The 17,412-nt window shown below is 47.2% G+C and carries 15 protein-coding genes; 1 reads left to right on the plus strand and 14 read right to left on the minus strand.

Features of this window, described 5'->3' with window-relative positions; all coding sequences use genetic code 11:
• Positions 1–49: 49 nt before the first annotated feature.
• The 10 genes from PUT07_RS21440 to PUT07_RS21485 form a co-directional block, all read right to left on the minus strand.
• A complete protein-coding gene (locus tag PUT07_RS21440) occupies positions 50–2,083 on the minus strand; it encodes a YjhG/YagF family D-xylonate dehydratase (protein ID WP_379240217.1) in 2,034 nt (677 codons plus the stop codon).
• 24 nt (positions 2,084–2,107) lie between these two features.
• Positions 2,108–2,893 carry an SDR family NAD(P)-dependent oxidoreductase gene (locus PUT07_RS21445; RefSeq protein WP_274470479.1) on the minus strand — a complete coding sequence of 262 codons (786 nt, stop codon included), beginning with the start codon at positions 2,891–2,893 and terminating at the stop codon, positions 2,108–2,110.
• A gap of 26 nt (positions 2,894–2,919) precedes the next feature.
• Positions 2,920–3,891, minus strand: coding sequence for a sugar phosphate isomerase/epimerase family protein (locus PUT07_RS21450; protein WP_274470480.1), 972 nt, complete (start codon positions 3,889–3,891; stop codon positions 2,920–2,922).
• A 24-nt stretch (positions 3,892–3,915) separates the two neighbouring features.
• Positions 3,916–4,677 carry an SDR family NAD(P)-dependent oxidoreductase gene (locus tag PUT07_RS21455; protein ID WP_274470481.1) on the minus strand — a complete coding sequence of 254 codons (762 nt, stop codon included), beginning with the start codon at positions 4,675–4,677 and terminating at the stop codon, positions 3,916–3,918.
• A 165-nt stretch (positions 4,678–4,842) separates the two neighbouring features.
• Positions 4,843–6,480 carry a response regulator gene (locus PUT07_RS21460; RefSeq protein WP_274470482.1) on the minus strand — a complete coding sequence of 546 codons (1,638 nt, stop codon included), beginning with the start codon at positions 6,478–6,480 and terminating at the stop codon, positions 4,843–4,845.
• A 6-nt stretch (positions 6,481–6,486) separates the two neighbouring features.
• Positions 6,487–8,259: a sensor histidine kinase gene (locus tag PUT07_RS21465; RefSeq protein WP_274470484.1), complete on the minus strand. Its 1,773-nt coding sequence runs from the start codon at positions 8,257–8,259 to the stop codon at positions 6,487–6,489.
• A 65-nt stretch (positions 8,260–8,324) separates the two neighbouring features.
• Positions 8,325–9,611 (minus strand): ABC transporter substrate-binding protein, encoded by a 1,287-nt coding sequence (locus tag PUT07_RS21470; protein ID WP_274470485.1) that lies wholly within the window; start codon positions 9,609–9,611, stop codon positions 8,325–8,327.
• Positions 9,612–9,745: 134 nt separating this feature from the next.
• Positions 9,746–10,588, minus strand: a complete 843-nt coding sequence (locus PUT07_RS21475; protein ID WP_274470487.1) for a carbohydrate ABC transporter permease — start codon at positions 10,586–10,588, stop codon at positions 9,746–9,748.
• An 18-nt stretch (positions 10,589–10,606) separates the two neighbouring features.
• Complete coding sequence (locus tag PUT07_RS21480) at positions 10,607–11,488, minus strand: carbohydrate ABC transporter permease (RefSeq protein WP_274470488.1); 882 nt, start codon at positions 11,486–11,488, stop codon at positions 10,607–10,609.
• A gap of 43 nt (positions 11,489–11,531) precedes the next feature.
• Complete coding sequence (locus PUT07_RS21485; protein WP_274470489.1) at positions 11,532–12,881, minus strand: ABC transporter substrate-binding protein; 1,350 nt, start codon at positions 12,879–12,881, stop codon at positions 11,532–11,534.
• Positions 12,882–12,941: 60 nt separating this feature from the next.
• On the opposite strand from PUT07_RS21485, the gene PUT07_RS21490 reads away from it, so the two are divergent.
• Positions 12,942–13,202: a hypothetical protein gene (locus PUT07_RS21490; protein ID WP_274470490.1), complete on the plus strand. Its 261-nt coding sequence runs from the start codon at positions 12,942–12,944 to the stop codon at positions 13,200–13,202.
• 37 nt (positions 13,203–13,239) lie between these two features.
• Here PUT07_RS21490 and PUT07_RS21495 read toward each other — a convergent pair whose 3' ends face one another.
• The 4 genes from PUT07_RS21495 to PUT07_RS21510 form a co-directional block, all read right to left on the minus strand.
• Positions 13,240–13,983 (minus strand): glycerophosphodiester phosphodiesterase, encoded by a 744-nt coding sequence (locus PUT07_RS21495; protein ID WP_274470491.1) that lies wholly within the window; start codon positions 13,981–13,983, stop codon positions 13,240–13,242.
• 44 nt (positions 13,984–14,027) lie between these two features.
• Entirely contained in the window at positions 14,028–15,398 is a 1,371-nt protein-coding gene (locus PUT07_RS21500) for an ABC transporter substrate-binding protein (protein WP_274470492.1), read from the minus strand.
• Between the two features lie 77 nt (positions 15,399–15,475).
• On the minus strand, positions 15,476–16,300 hold the full coding sequence (locus PUT07_RS21505) for a carbohydrate ABC transporter permease (RefSeq protein ID WP_274470493.1): 825 nt from the start codon (positions 16,298–16,300) through the stop codon (positions 15,476–15,478).
• Positions 16,297–17,226, minus strand: coding sequence for a carbohydrate ABC transporter permease (locus PUT07_RS21510; RefSeq protein ID WP_274470924.1), 930 nt, complete (start codon positions 17,224–17,226; stop codon positions 16,297–16,299). Before PUT07_RS21510 ends, PUT07_RS21505 begins: the two co-directional genes overlap by 4 nt.
• Between the last annotated feature and the right edge of the window lie 186 nt (positions 17,227–17,412).

Consider the following 17,412-nt stretch of genomic DNA (forward strand, 5'->3'; position numbering starts at 1 on the left):
CCCAAACTCATCTATGACTTTGGGACAGCCACATTCTGGTTTATTGCCGCTATGTGCCAAGATGCTCCATATGGCTGTTACCGCCTCCGCTATTTTTCCGCTCGCGTTCCAGCATGTCCAAATACGTATGTCCGGCATTTAGTACTTCAATAATGCGATCGACATCGTAAACGCTCCCCCGCCACGTCCCCCCGCTTGCCGCTTGCAGCGCTGCCCATAGACGAGTATCATCCGGCAGCTTAGGATCAGGCGAGAGCTCAGGGTGGGACGAACGTTTGGCCAGTATGGCAGCTCCCTCCTCAGGACTAAAACGCTCTTCTCCTTGACCGATAAAGTGGACGGTTCCTTCCAGCCGGGTTATATCGATTTTCACTTCTAGTAAATCCCCGTTACACAGCTTTCCGATCGGTCCGCCCGCCAGCGCTTCAGGACCTATATGGCCAATGCATGCCCCCGTCGATACGCCGGAAAACCGGGCATCCGTAAGCAATGTGACATATTTGCCGAAGGGCAGATGTTTTAATGCCGAGGTAAGCTGATACGTCTCTTCCATGCCTGTACCGGACGGCCCTCTGCCGATTAGCACCATAATATCGCCTTCGGAAATGCGGCCGTCTTTTATCGCTTTAACTGCCGATTTCTCCGTTGTAAATACTTTCGCGCGTCCGGTATGGTGATATACACCGTCTTCTCCTACAACTTCAGGGTCAATGGCGGTCGATTTAATGACTGAGCCCTCAGGAGCAATATTTCCGATAGGAAATGTCACTGTGGACGTAAGCCCCCTGCTCTTGGCCTTGGCTGAGCTCATAATAATATCATCCGCATCAATACCGTCCGTTTCCTTCAAATGCCGGCGTATCTGATGACGCCGCTCCGAGGATTCCCACCAATCCAAGAGGACGCCGAGGCTCTCGCCAGCCACCGTTGTCACCGATTCATCAAGCAGCCCCAGCTTCCTTAAGTGAAGCATGACTTCCGGCACGCCTCCAGCCATAAATACGCGAACCGTCGGGTGATATTCCGGACCGTTCGGCAGCACGCTTACGAGGCGCGGCACACTTTTGTTGATTCGGTTCCAATCGGTCACGTCCGGGATGCGGCATTTTGCCGCATGGGCAACTGCCGGGATGTGAAGCAGCAAATTGGTTGAACCGCCGAACGCAGCATGAACGACCATTGCGTTGTTGATGGCCGCATCGGTTAGGATATGGCTCATATGGATGCCTTTCGCCTGCATCCAATAGATGGCTCTCGCGGACTGTCTGGCGATATTGCGCCAGAGCGCCTGCCCTGACGGGGCCAGCGCTGAATGCGGTAAAGACATGCCCAGCGCCTCCGCCACGACCTGCGCGGTCGCTGCCGTTCCAAGGAACTGACAGCCGCCGCCTGGGGTGGCGCAGGTACGGCAGCCCATATCCGCCGCTTCCTGCAGCGAAATCTGCCCTTGCGAATAGCGGGCGCCAATCGTTTGAATCTTGGCGGCATCTTCACCGTTGGTGGGGGGCAAAGTTACACCCCCAGGGACGATAATGCCCGGCAAATCATGAATACCGGCAAGAGCGATCATGGTAGCAGGAAGCCCTTTGTCGCAAGTCGCGATGCCGATCACACCGCTGCGTGTCGGCAAGGATCGCACGAGCCTCCGGTACACGATAGCGGCATCGTTGCGATACGGCAGCGAATCGAACATCCCCGTCGTGCCTTGCGAACGCCCGTCGCAAGGATCGCTCACATAGCCTGCGAACGGAACTCCGCCAAGTTCGGTAATCTCTAGCGCCGCCTCTTTCGTGAGAAGGCCGACTTCCCAGTGGCCGGTATGATATCCAAGGGCGATAGGCGTACCGTCCTCTGCGCGTAAACCGCCTTGTGTGCTGAGAATGAGCACTTGCTTCCCGTTCAAACGGTCCGGCTGCCAACCCATGCCGACGTTCTGGCTCAAGCCGAACAAATCGCCGCTCGGCCAGTTGAGCAGCATGTCGCTCGTCAACGGCAGCGAGCCTTGGGGACCCGCTGCATGGGTTTGCAATCGGTAGCTTTCGTGATCTTCCTGACCCATAATATATGTCCATGCATCGCTCAACGCAATCCCCCCTCGCTCAACGCATTATTTCCAACAAACAATCGTCTCGCCCGTTAACGCATCGGATTGCGGGCCGCACAGGAACATTACGATATCCGACATATCCTCAGGCTGGGCAACTTTCTGCAAGCGCGAGCGGTCATCTTGCTCTGTGACCGTTCGCGTCGCCAGAAAACGAGCTGTGTAGGTCGGAGCTGGAGATATACAGTTAACGTTCACGTCGTACGGCCGCAGCTGCTCAGCTAAACTGCGCGTATATTGCGAGATGCCCATTTTGGCTGCTGCATAAATGATCCCCTCGCGAACGGGAAGATGACCGGCAATCGAGCCAACGTTCACAATTTTACCGCAGCGGCGTTCACGCATATGGAGACCTGCGAATTTACACGCATACATGGTTGACAGTAAATTACGATCTACGACGGAACGAATATCCTCCACAGAAATATCCAACGCATCATTGGGATCCGGACGCGGCGTACGCATGCCGATGTCTCCCCCGGCATTGTTCACTAAAATATCCAGCGAGCCGAGCGCTGCAATAGATTGCTCTATGAGCGCTTTGACTTGCTCCGGATCGGACAATTCCGCCGCGATAAAGTGTGCCTTCACGCCATGCTTAGAAGCGATTTCCTGCGCTACGGCACTGCCGGACGGCGCCTCATTAAAGCGCGCCGCTGCCGCTTCATTCACATCATGAATAATGACATTAGCGCCCGCACGCGCTAAATCAACAGCGTATTGCCTTCCAAGACCTCTGCTGGAACCGGTTACAAGAGCATTTTTACCTGTCAGATCGATCCATGTCATCCTGATCACCTCATGGGATTAGTGCGTTATGCATAACGCTTGATGATGCTCGATAAATAAGTTATGCCGGCATTCAATTCTTCCAACTCGTATGCGGCGATGACATCAGCCGGTGCGCCCTTCTCGAAAGGTGTTTGCCAATCCCCATTATTTCTCGCATGATTCTTGACAAACCGCAGCAGGCCAGTGAGCTGACGTGCCGAACGTTCCGGGTATTCGTTCCAGAAATCTTCCTGCAGCACACGTACATGCCTCGCTTCCAAAGCACCGTGTTCGACCGACATCGTAACCTGCGGATTCACTTCGTCAAAAATTCCCAGCAATTCGGGAAAGTTGATAACCCCTTGCCCTAACGGCTTCCTCACTAAGCGGTATCCTTCTTCGGAGGAATAAATGGCATATTCCTTGAGATGGACATTCTTCACATAGGGGGCTACCCGGCGAAAAAATTCGACCGGCTCCTCGGCCGTGGCCAGCGGATTGCCTGTATCGAGCGTGATGCCAAATTTCTTCGAACTGATGTTTTCGCATAACCAAAGCAATTCCTCAGAAGCCAAATCCTGGTGGTTCTCCACAGCCAAATTAGCGCCTGCCGGGTTTGCAGAATCCATCACTTCCTGGAAAGAACGAAGGATAGATTGCAAGAAAGGCTGCCAGGAGCCAACCATATGTCTGCGGTCCCCGCCGAACTTCGCCCCGCCCACAACCGTTCTCACCGTAAGGGCGCCAACCCGGTCAGCCATCTGCAGCGCATCCTTGAGGTGGCCGGGATCAAATCCTCCGGTGGCAACGTTTATGAACAGCCCTTTGTCACGTGCATATTCGGCCGCTTCGTCGGCATCGGTGCTTTGCAAAATATCGTACGGAATTTCGCTGCCCTGAAGCCCGTATGACTCGGCCATCTGCAGCAGCTCTTTCGCCGTAATGCGTTTCCGGTCGGCTGCCGGGTGAATGCCCATCGCATAAACAGTTCCGTAAGCCGTAAGTCCGAATCTCATATGCATATGCCTCCTTTTGGATCCTTATTCAGATGTCCAACCGCCGTCAATCACGATCGCCGAGCCCGTCATGAAGCTGGACAGATCTGAGGCCAGATATACCATCAGCCCTGTTAACTCCTTAGGCTCCCCCCAACGCTTGATTGGCAGGTGATCCAAGAAAAATCGATTTGCATCCGGATTGTTAATGACAGCTTGGTTGATGTCCGTAGCAAAAGGCCCCGGGCAAACGGCGTTGGCCGTTATGTTATGCTCAGCCCACTCAAGCGCCATGACCTTCGTCAATTGGATCAATCCGCCTTTGCTGGAGCAATAAGCGGACCGTTCAGGGAGGGCCACCGTCCCCAGCATGGAGGCAATATTTATAATTCTTCCGAATTTTTGTTTGATCATTTGCGGAACGACCGCTTTGGCGCACAAAAAAGGCGCTTTCAAATTCGTCGTCTGAACAAGATCCCAGCTCTGTTCGTCATAATCGAGAATCGGTTTGCGCACATTAACTCCGGCATTATTAATCAAAATATCCAAACGCCCGAAGGTGTTCACGATTGTGTGAGTTATAGCTTCCATTTGCCGAAAGTCCGTCACATCTGCGGCAAGCCCCAGCGTGTCTCTGCCTGTTTCCTTGCGAATCGCATCCGCTGCCGATTGCGCTTTGCGCTCATCCCGGCTTGTCACAACGACACTTGCGCCTGCATCCGCTAACGCACGAGAGAACTCCAGCCCAAGTCCCTGGCAGCCGCCAGTAATGAGTGCAACCTTCCCATTCAGCTTGAAATCACTCATAGGTTTATACATCCCCCTCACATACGTATTTCTTCTCGTTTTTAATTATAATCACGCGGGGATTGAGACTGAATGGAATATTTTTGGGCACATCCGTAAATTTTTTTGAATCCATACAATAAGAAAAACCCTTGCCTTCCTCCTGGAAGTTAAGGGCTTTGTTCGTCATGGTTGAATGATTTTGCTTGGGACGATTTGAAACTTCTTTTTGAAGCACTTGCTAAAATAGTAGGGATCCGAGTAGCCTACGCTTTGCGAGACGTCGACAATTTTAAGCGAGACCAGCCCTTCGGGCGGCACATCTCTCAGCATCTCCATAGCGCGATCCAGCCGCAAATCGGATAAATATTCCGTAAACGATTTTCCTGTTTCCTTTTTGAAAATATGGCTTAGATAGCTCGGGTTGGCGCATATACTGCGAGCTGCTTGCTGTAACGTCAACGACTCCTCGGCAAAGTGCTCTTCAATATACGCAATGGCTTTACTTACGATATCGGAACCTTTGAAATTCGCCAAATAGTTATCCAGCTCTGTAAACACAATTTGTTTAAAAAAGAGCTGGAGCCACTGCTGCAACCCGGAGATGGTTTCCAGGCTATGCATCTGCCTAAACAACGGATGACGGTCCGTCATCCATCCGCTCGGCAGCGTGCCCCCACGTTCCAGAATGACGGCGCTGCCGAGCGAAACACACTCCATCAAGACGAATACAGCGATCTCTTTGCTCGCCTGACTGATGACGAGTCTTGAACAAACTTTGTCGATTTTTTCGGCAATCGCTTCCCGATTCTTATTACGAATGGCCGTTATCCATTCCGTTCGATCTATTGGAAGAGAGAAGACGGCTTCTACCGGTTCTTCTTGATTTTGCGCGTATGTGATAACCCGGTTGCCGCCTTTCGTAAATTTATATTTTAAGACATACACCGCCTCCGAATACGAGAGGTGCACTTGGCTTAAACTTTCATACGTTTGCCCCAAAGCGAGCGTAACGCCAAGATGCATTCTTTGATCGATGAAGCTGCGGGCTTGGTCGCAAAGCTCAATTAACGCTTGGTCCTGAGCATGGCTGTGCCCGACCAACATTGCAATCTTTTTGTCCTCTCCGTCGATCACCGCGCAATAAATACCCGACGCTTCGAAGGTATCCTGTAAAATGTTCTTAACCACAAATCGCCACAGCTGCCGCTCTTGTTCCTTGGTATAACGAACATTTAGCTCATCGATTTCGACGACAAAGGCGGCATATCCTTGCGCATGCTGCGGAATGTCATAATACTGGGCATGCCGATACAGCGTCTCCGGACTGTCTGACGGCTCATAAAGCAGAAGTTGACGGACAAAATGGTCTCTTAACAAGGGCTTCGATCGTTCTACTTGTTCCTTCAGATCTTTAACGTTAAGAGAGGATTGCATGTCCTGTAAATGCTCTTGGCGAATTTCCGTTAAAGCTTGGCTAAGCTCATCTTCATCGACGGGCTTTAGCAAATAGTAAGACGCCCCTAACGTTATCGCAGCCTGTGCATACTCGAATATATCGTAGCTTGTTATAAATATCACTTTTGTCGCAATATGCGAAGATCTTAATGCTTCTACGAAATCTAATCCAGTCATGCCCGGCATGTTAATATCAGCGAGGATCAAATCATATTGCTCTTGTCGCGCAAGCTCCAGAGCTTGGGAACCGTTCTCTGCTTCTTGCTCGATGGTGTACCCGAGAGCCTCCCAATCAATCAAATTGATCAGAAGCTTACGGAAATAATATTCATCATCAACGATCAATACGCGTAATTTCGGGTTCATAGAGAGCTACCGCCTCTCCTCAAGCTCAGATTTTTCGAAGAAAACAGGAATCCGCAGCTGTACTTCGACACCTTCTCCCGGTTGCGAGATCATCGTGATACCGAATGGCTGCCCGTAACGAAGCCTGATACGTTCCTGTATGTTGTTGATGCCAAAGCTGGACAAACCATGATGGGATGGCTCGTGCCGCCAAATTCGCTGGAGTTTCTCCTCGTTCATGCCGTTCCCGTTATCCTTCACCTTGAAACATAGGACCTTCAAGCCATTCGTCTCTTCCATGCCACCGGTAATCTCACAGAGAGCGCCATTCTGCTTTTCTCTCAGTCCGTGGTAGATCGCATTTTCCACAAGCGGCTGCAGCAGCATATTCGGAATCCAGCATCCCTCGATTCTGCTATCGAATTCAATCCTGTACTGCATATGCTGGTATCGGATGGTTTGGATATAGAGATAGCTTTCGAGATGCTTCCTCTCCTGAGACACCGGAATGATCTCTTGCCCTCGATTAAGCGACATCCGGTAAAAATCGCCGAGCGATTTGACGACCTTGCCGATATCATGAGCTTGTTTCATTAAGGCCATAGATCGAATCATTTCTAAAGTGTTGTATAGAAAATGCGGTTTAATCTGCGAATATGATAATTGGAGCTCCAGCTTTCGCTTTTGCTTCTCTTCATGATTAATGGTGTGCATCAGGTCTTGAATCCGGCTTACCATTTCATTAAATTTATAAGCCAAACGGCCGACTTCATCGTTCGAAGCAACAATTGTCCGCGTATGCAGCTTGCCGTCTCCAACCGCTGTCATTGCTCTGCTTAGCTGCATAATCGGATTAGTGAGCCACTTGGAAAAAATAGTGGAAAGGATGAGCGCCAAAAGCAATCCTGTCAGGCCAAACCCTAAAATAAACAAGGTGATTTCCCACTGATCTTTCATCAATTCCTTGGTTGGAACCACATAGACGGCTCTCCACCCGTTCTTATCCATAGCTTTAGAAGAAACAAGCAGATTCGTCTTTCCATTATTGAAAATCGTTGAGCCGTTTCGATCCACAATCATCCGGCCAAACAAGTCATGCGTAGACTGGTAAACGATATCAGCATCATTAGCCGAAAGGATCTTACCTTCGGCGTTGACGATCATAATATTGCTCCTTAGGTCGTCATTGCTGTAAATATGGGATAACTTTCGCTCGTCGATGTTGATATAGATATAGCCCATGAGGAGCCCATTATCAATATTGATAATTCGTCTGCCTATAGACAGTAAGCTCTTATGCTGATCATTCACAAGAAACGTACTCTCGAAGGTTTCAATCCAGACTGCTGTGCCTTTCGCATCGATCAGCTGTTCTTTAGGATAGTCATTCATCGAGGAACCGGTCACATTCGACATATTGTCCGAATAGAAAACTTTTTCACCACTCGTCGATTGAATGACAACGGAGTCAATGTAAGGGTTGGATTCAACCATTGAATTCAAGCTTGCATACATCGATTGTATGTCGTCGAGCTTCTGAAGCTCGCTGTTCACATCATTCGTGTCCATCAATACGGATTGGTACGTTTTATTGATCATTGAGAGCTTTGAGAAATTTTCAATATCATTAAATAAGGTGTTAATCGTGTTCGTTATGTGTCCAATCTTTTGTTCCGAGCTGCGAAGAGCCCGCTCCTCTGCTTGATGCAGCGTCATTTGATAAAGCGTTATGGTCAGAAAAACGATACTGGGTAAAATGATGATCACATTAATGAGCTGAATTTTTTTGCGAATGGGCATGTCTTGAAAATATCGGAGCGCTTTAATACCTATCCCCTCCAGAAAAATCGCGGTGAACCCTCCGCTTACGGCTTCCTCATAATTTGCTCCATACTTTCTGTATACTGCGAAGATGACAATGTTCCCGTATACAATTTCTGGTTCAAATCCCGATACTCTTCCCCTTTAGACGTTGTCATTGTACTATACCAATACGATTGGATGAATTTGAAGTTTTTGAAATCCTTCACATACTCCGCATAAGCATCGTTGATTTTTCCTTCTGTTTTCGCTTCCGATTCTGCATAAGGAGCTTGACCAAGCTTGACGAGTTCGTGATTGATTTTCAGCGAATACCGGATTGCGAATTCCTTAGCTTGCGGCAAATGCGGGGAATGGACATTGACGAACAGCCCGTAAGGCGAGCTGCTTCGCTCCCCGGTGTTCGTAGAGAATGGATCCGCTGCCGCTCCTGTCTGGGGAAACTTGATATATCCCAAATCGTCGCCTAAGCTTGAGATGGCTTTATTGAAAATCCAAGAGCCGTTGATAAGCATTAGCGCTTTACCTTTGTAAAACAGATCGCGAGCTTCAAGATCGCTATGATTTAAAAATCCTTGCTGAAACGCGTCTGCCTGCACCAACTTAATGACTTTGTCGGCGGCATCTACAAATGGCTTATCGGTGAATTTGATCTCATGTTGAAGCGCTCGGTTGAAAGCATTCGGATCCTCGCGCAGCACTAATGTATTGTAGATGATATCTCCCGGCCAGCGGTCTTTGCCGCCTAAGGCGATCGGAACCACTCCGTTGCGGTTCGCAGCATGAATCACGGCAAGAAGTTCATCCCATGTTTTCGGTGGCTGAATGCCGAGACTAGCCATAAGCTTCTTATTATAGACAACGACTTGCGAATGCTCGGGACGGTAAGGTACGGAATAAATGCTCCCGTTCCCCGATTGAATCAAACTCCCTTGAGCAAATTTGGATTCCAGCCCTGTTGAGGCCAACACATCATTTAACGGAGCCGCCACATTGGCATTCAGAATTAATTCCCGTTCCGATTTACCTAAGTATTGCGAGAATACATCAGGCAGCTCGTTTGCCGAAATAGCTACTTTGATTTTGGTCTTATACCGTTCGGGATTAATAAATTCATAGTTCAGCTTAATGTTCATCTCTTCGGCTACCTCTTCGGCAGCCGGCTTCAAATAAATATCCGTATTAAACATCCATAAGGTCAAAGCTCCGCCTTTATTCGTTTCGTTCGCAGCTCCTAGAGCCTGATTGACGGAATCGCCATTACCACAACCAGACAAAAATACAAGACCAATCATCAACAAAGAGAAGAGACTTTGCTTCTTATGATTCATGTAAAATCCCCCAGAGATGTTGTATTGTGGTACTGCTTCATATAGCTATATTATAAGCTCATATTTCAGAGAATCATAGAGAAAAAGGTCAGCCGGATTACTCCGGATGACCTGACGTACAGGAACCCTATAGCTTAGTATTTAGCGCCTCCGTCAGTAAGTCCGCCGATGACAAAGGTTTGGGCGCCGAGATACAAAATTAAAGCAGGGATTGATGCGATCACCGAAGAACTCATGAGCAATCCCCAAATGAAGGAATCGGAGAATTTAAAACCTGCAATACCAACCATCGCCGTCAGCTGGCTTGGACTCGTCGTAACAACGAGCGCATACAAGAACTCATTCCAAGACATGGTGAAGGCGAAGGTCGCCACCACAGCTATACCTGGAGCAGCAATGGGGAAAATAATCTTCCATAACGTTTGCATTCGTGTGCATCCGTCGATCAGTGCCGCTTCTTCCAAAGAACCTGGAATGGCTTTGAAGTAACTAAGGAGCATGTAGCAGCAATAGGGGACAATAAAAGTCGGATAAATGATCAGCAAACCATACTTGTTGTCTGCAAAGCCGAGCTTGCTGACCAGTACATACATCGGGATAAACAGCACCGCTGCCGGCATCAGATAGCATATAATAATGCTTCTCGTAATAAATTTCCTACCGCGAAACTTAAGGCGGGTCAGGCTGTAAGAAGCGAAAATACTAATGAGCAGCGAGATCAACGTGGCAAGCAGGGAAACGATTAAGCTGTTTTTCAGGTTGGTCATAAACTCCGTTTGGCTAAATAGATCCTTATAATGCTTCGTGGTTACCTCGGTCGGGATCAAGGAAGGTTTGGCATCGTACATAAGCGCGTCGGGGGTGAACGATGTTTTGACCATCCAATAGACCGGAAACAATGTCCAAATTAAGCCGATAACGACGATTGCATAGATCAACACTTTTTTACGAACGGCACGTACGGTGGATGCTCTCATCCTCGCTGCCTCCTCCTCTCAATCTTCCTTGGCCAGCTTTCGGGTCATAAAGAACATCAGCACCAGCAAGATCGGAATGATGGATCCGGCCACACTGAGCGATTTGCCCATATCATTTTGGAGAAAGGCGGTTTCATACGTATAGACAGAAATAACCGCCGAATTATACAAAGGTCCCCCTCCAGTAATCAAATAAATATTTTCGAAATCATTAAACGTCCAAATGGAAGATAGCATGGTCGTAATGACGAGCACCGAACTGATAGAAGGGATCGTGACCGAAAAAAACTGGCGAATAGGACCCGCTCCATCAATTTTTGCAGCTTCGTACATCTGCTTGTCAATCGTCTGCAAACCACCCAGGATGCTGAATAAGAAGAAAGGAATCCCTCGCCAAATGTTAACGATAATGACGGAGACTAATGCTATTTTAGGTCCGCTTAACCAAGCGACCGGATTTTCAATCAAACCTGTATCGAGCAGCAATTGATTGATGATTCCGTAAGAATCGTTGTACATCCACTTCCACGTCAGCGCCGACACCAGTCCGGAAATGGCCCACGGTACAAGGAACAACACCCGTACAATGGATCTGCCGAAAAACGCCTGATTCAGCGTCAAGGCAAAAATCATCCCGATCACCAGTTTAAAGAACACATCCGTCATAAAGTAAATGAACGTATTTTTGAGGACCTTCCAATACACCGGATCTGTGAATATTTCGCGATAGTTCGCAAAGCCTATAAAATGCGCTTCGGCTCCTACGGTTTTATCGGTTAAGCTTAGGTATAGCGCATTGATAAAAGGAATGCCGATCACCACGAAAATAACGATGATAACCGGCATGACCGACGTATACCCCAAAACCATTTCACTTCTTCGATTGGATGTTTGCAGCATGGTTTCACCTTCCTATGGGAAAGTACGCCTTTAATTTCATCTCTTATTTTTTCTCGTAAACTCGCTTGTAGTTTTTCTCGATTTCATCCAGCGCTTTTTTCGGATCTGTATTATTAACGACGATGCTTTGAACGGCCTTAGGAAGAATGTATTCGCTGATTACTTGGGAAGCGCGCGCATCCGGAGGTCCCGGGTCACCCAGCGGAACAATATTTTTTGAGGCGTCGAACCAGCCTTTGTTTTCCGGCTTCTGCCAAAATTCCGTATTTTCAAATCCGTTCAATACCGGCACAGCCAATCCATTCAACTTCTCGATCAGCTTTCCATAGAAATCTTTGTTGAAGAAATAATCAATGTATTTTTTAGCGTTATCAAGGTTTTTGCCTTTATTGAACATGACGAACACGGTTCCGCCGCCTGAACCAAATTGTCTCTTTGGACCAGCTGGCCAAGGCATGACCTGCGTATTGTTAAGCAGCTCCGGCTTCTCTTTTCTCATCGCCGCATACACGCTGCTGGAGTTAAAAATGATTCCTACTTGACCGTTCAAATAAGCCGTATTGTTCCATGAATCATCGCCTGTTACCGCGCCTGGCGGCGTCAATTTCTCAGTGAAGAAGCTGGTGTCAAATTTGATGGCTTCCAAAGCCTCCGCTGTATTGACCGTAACTTTGCCGTCCTTATCTACCAAATCCGTGCCGTACGTTCGAATTAAGTTTTCGATACGACCATTCGAATCTCCGCCGCCTCCAAGCTGGAATCCAAGCCCATAGAAATTATTTTTCGGATCGTTTATCGCAAGTGCCACTTTTTTTACATCATCCCATGTTTTCGGAAGCTCAAGCTTCTTTTCGGCTACTTTATCTTTTCGCACATACATAACGTTCGGATTATGATAAACCGGAACCTCATACCAACCCTCTAATGCATAGGCGTATTTCTTGGAATCTTCCCTGAAATCATATTTCTTCAAAATATCCGAAATTTCCACCAATTGATTGTTGCCGACGAATTGCTTCGCGACAAAATCGTCAGCCAGCAGCAAGTCCGGCGGGTTCCCCGCTTCCACTGCCGCAAGCAGCTTCGTTTTTAAATCAGCCGGCGGAATCGCGACATACTCCACATCGACATTGAATTCCTTGGAGAATTGCGCCACTCTCTCTTTTTGCGAGTCATTGTATTCCTTCACATATTCCGATTTGTCCCAAAAAACCAATTTCGTCTTTTTGGTACTGCTCTGCTCCCCCGCATTTTGTGTAGTTGGAGCCGTCGTGCTGCCGCTCGCTGGAGTCGCACTCGAACTGGCACTGTTACTCGGACTGCTGCAGCCTGCGGCTGCAAAAACGAGTGAGAAAATAACCGGCAATGACATCGCTTTTTTTAATTTGGACATGTAGCTCCTCCTTAATGAATCCGTTTACATTTCTGATTATAGCCTGATGGGGGAGGCTGGATGAATGGATTATTTTTGGGCGCACCCGTAAATATTTTGTGGAAGAGCCACACTGGTATTCAGATTCATGAAATTATTTGCAAAAATCCCCTCCATTTTATATGGGCTGAACCGAAAATGTTGCATGGTGTAAACTTATATGGAAATGGATTTTCTTTAATAGGAAGGCAGAACAAATGGAGTCGAATTCAATTGGGGGTTGACGCTCCAAAACAAGAAGGCTCATTTCAGGTCCCCATTTCTCCAGATAATGAAAAGTAAAACCCCGGGGAACCGGGGCTTTACGCATAGAAAGTTATTATAGGGAATCCCGGTCTTGCAGCAAAGCTTTCAGCCTGCCAGGGAAATCCGTAATGATGCCCGAGACCCCCATATCAGTTAACTTCAGCAGATCTATTTCTTCGTTGGCCGTATAAGGGTAGACATAAAGCCCGTTCTCTTTCGCCTTCAGCACATCTTCGGCATCCAGCATTTGAAAGTAAGGATGAAGCGAGTACACATCCACATCAAAACTTCGTGCATAAGCGGTTGGATCCAGTAAATTGGATTGATACAAAAGCCCAATCTTGACTTCCGAATCCATTTGTTTGATCCTTCTGACACACTTATGGTCAAAAGATGAAACGATAACATGATTCAAACGCTTACGTCTTCGCAGAAATTCAACTAATTTACGCTCCATTCTGCCTTCGTATGCGTATTTTACTTCCACGTTAATCATAATGCTCTCGGGTACTAGATCAAAGACTTCGTCCAAAGTAGGCACGGTCTCCCCTTTGAACTCGTCGCCAATCCAGAGACCAGCATCATAGGTTTTGATTTCCGATAAGCTTTTCTCCACGATCAGACCTTTCCCGTTTGTAGTCCGGTCTAATGTCATATCATGGCAAACGACGATTTCCTCATCAGCGGTCAAATGAACGTCAAGCTCAATCCCTTCGCATCCCTGGCTTAACCCAAGCCGGAAAGCAGCGAGCGTATTTTCTGGGGCCATTCCTTTAGCCCCACGGTGTGCAATAATCATCGGTTTGTTAATAAGCATAACTGTTTCCTTTCCGGCTACTGAACTGGAGCCTTCTCACATCATTATTTGACTGTTTTGTTGTATGTTTGAATTTTTGAAGTGATTTCTTTTTCCGCTGCATCCAAAGCTTCCTTCGGAGTCTTCTTGTTGTTGAGCACTTCTTCGATTGAGACTTCAACAATTTGTCTTGCTTCAGGGAATACACCCATTACCGCACCCTGTGTTGCCGTGTTCAACTTCGTTTGGTGTAGTTGATCAATCGCCGTCTGGAACTGAGGGAACTTTTTCAGGTTTTCTTTTACAATGTCTTCGTCATAGGCTTTTTTGGTAATCGGGAAGTATCCCGTGTTGACGTGCCAGTAAGCCTGTTCCTTAGGTGTAGTCAAAAATTTGATGAAATCCCAAGTGGATTTCTGCTCATCATCTGGGCGGTTATTCATAACCCACAAGCTGGCTCCGCCGACAATAACACCGCCTTCTTTCGCATCTGCCGGCTTAGGTAAGGTGCTGGTCCCAACTTCGAATTTACCGCTTGCACTGTCAACTAGCCCCTTAAGCGCTGCTGTAGATTCCAGAATCATACCTACCTGACCTGCAGAAAATGCTTTTTTGGAATCGTCCGTTTTGCGTCCCAGATTGTTAGCCGCTTTGGTGTCGATAAGATCCTTCCACCAAGTCAGTACCTTCACACCTGGCTCCGTATTCACCAGCGATTGGGTTGCAAGAGAGGTCCGACCGTTTCCGTTGTTTACATATTCAGCACCTTGATTAGCAAAGAGCTGCTCCATGAACCAACCATAGATCGCAAAGTTTGCCCCCGTCGCTTTACCTGATTTGGTAATTGCATCTGCTGCAGTTTTCAATTCCTCGAAAGTTTTTGGAGGCTTCGCAGGATCAAGACCGGCTGCTTTAAACAAATCTTTGTTATAATAAAGGACCGGATTCGACGTGTTGAACGGCATTGAGTAAAGTTTACCGCCCAGTGTATAATAACCAGCAATGTTCGGTTCCAGCTGTGAAGAATCCCACTTATCCGAATCAATGAAGTTTTGCATCGGTGTAATTGCTTTGGAATCGATCATGAAGCGGCTCCCGATCTCATACATTTGGACAACCGAGGGGCCTTCTGTTGTACCCATCGACGCTTTCAGTTTGCTAAGCAAGTCGTCGTAGCTTCCTTGATACACCGCTTCTACTTTGATTTTATTCTGAGAAGCGTTATAATCTGCGACTAGTTGATCAACAACTTTCGTATTTGCTCCACCCATCGCATGCCAGAAAACGACTTTCTTAGGTCCGCTTGCCTCAGCTGCTCCAGATTTCGTTGCCTCTGGCTTCTTACTTTCTGTACTTTCCCCCATATTTACGCTGCATGCCGAAAGGAAAACCATTGTTGCCGCTAAAACTAAACCTGTTAATCTTTTTTTCCCCATTGTTTCTATCTCTCCTCGCTCAATGTAGATAAATATATATGATAAGCCTGTTAGGTAACAGACGGATCATCGCTCGCTTAACCTTTTACAGCGCCTGCGGTAATTCCACGTACTAATTGTTTCACACCTAAAGCCAATAAAAAGAAAGAAGGAAGCAGAACTATCGTAACTCCCGCCAAAATCAAATTCCACGACATAACTTCAGCATGCTGCAGCATAGAAACTCCGATTTGCACCGTTCTCATGGACGCCCTATTTGTTATTAATAGAGGCCATAAATAGTGGTTCCAGTGCGTAAGAAAGACATAAACCGCCAAAGTAGAAAGCGCAGGACGGGATAGCGGAAGTACAATCGAGTAAAAATTCCGGAGATGTCCGCATCCGTCAATTTTTGCCGCATCAAACAGCTCATTAGGTAGCTGAAGGAAAAACTGGCGAAGCAGGAAAACTCCGAAGGCCCCAGCCATAAAGGGAACGATCAGCCCCTGGTAACTGTCCATCCATCCCCAATTTTTGATGGTCAAATAATTAGGAATAATGGTGACTTCCCACGGAATCATCATGGTCGAAAGAAAGATGGCGAACAATACTTTCTTTCCTTTGAAATTCAGGAACGAAAAAGCGTAAGCGGCCAAACTGGACGTGATAACCTGACTTACCGTAATCCCCGAAGATACAATAAAGCTGTTCAGGATAAAGCGCACGATTGGAAAGCCCGAAATTGCGTTCTTGAAGTTTTCAAGATACAACTGAGAAGGAAATAATGGCGGTGGGAAGTTAGAAACTTCCTTCTCTGTCATGAACGACGAAGATACCGTAAATAACAGCGGATACAAAACGACAAGTGCCAGCACAATTAGCAGCAAGTAATTCAGGGTGGGTGCGATCCTTTTCGCAATCATTGATAATGCACCTTCTTTTCCAAAACTTTAAACTGCACCACAGTCAAGATCATGATAATCACAAAGAGAACCAAAGCCTGTGCACTGCCGATTCCGAAACGGAAATTAACAAAAGCGTCCTGATAGATGGAATAAACGATCACATTGGTTGAATTCATCGGACCACCCTTTGTCAAAATATGAATTTGTCCAAAGGCTTGGAAAGCGCCGATTACAGACACGATAAGGGCAAAAAATATCGTGGGCGACAGAAGCGGCAGAACGATTTGGATAAATGTCCGCGTCGGGCTTGAACCATCAATTTTAGCGCTTTCATAAATTTCTTCTGGGACCCCTTGAAGACCGCTGGACAGCACAATGAACAGAAACCCCATATTCATCCATATCGTCAACAGCGAGATCGAAACCAGCGCCCACGAAGGACTCGTTAACCAAGGGATCGGATCAATATGTGCAATGCTTAAAAAGTAATTCAGCATGCCTGCTGTCGGATGGAACAGCAAAAACCAGATAATCGACCCCGTACCTACCGAAATTACGATAGGCAGAGAAAATATGAACTGGAATACTTTCATGCCCCGCAGTTTGTTGTGGGTGATCGCTGCCAAAAACAGGGACCATACGATTGAAGTAGGTACCGTAAACAAGATAAACAGCAACGTCACTTTTAAATTCGAATAAAACTGTCCCGAGGCAAGTAAATCGCTAAAATTATCAAGCCCGACAAATTCAACGACCCTACCGCGAGGGTCAGTAAGCGTCATGCTCAGGTATACAGATTTGACCATCGGATAAAAAAGGAACGTAGCAAACAAGACTAAGGAAGGTGCAAGAAATAAATAGGCTAATATGTTCTCCTCCCACTTCTTTTTCCTTACTGATACACTTTCAGGTGTCCCCAGGTTTAAAGCGCTTTCATTTACCATCAAATAGCATACCCCTCTCTTTAAAAAGTTACATTTTCACGCTAAGGGCATTCGGTTTCCCTGTATCGCTTTTGGTAACTCGTTATTTTCCGTCTCGCTCATTTGGAGGAAACGGGTGAAAAGAGCGAAAAAAAATCACATAAATTGCCATGCCCGTTGACATGCAATCTACGTGAATCTCCTTGT

This window comes from Paenibacillus sp. MAHUQ-63 (assembly GCF_028765165.1).
Taxonomy (GTDB): domain Bacteria; phylum Bacillota; class Bacilli; order Paenibacillales; family NBRC-103111; genus Paenibacillus_E.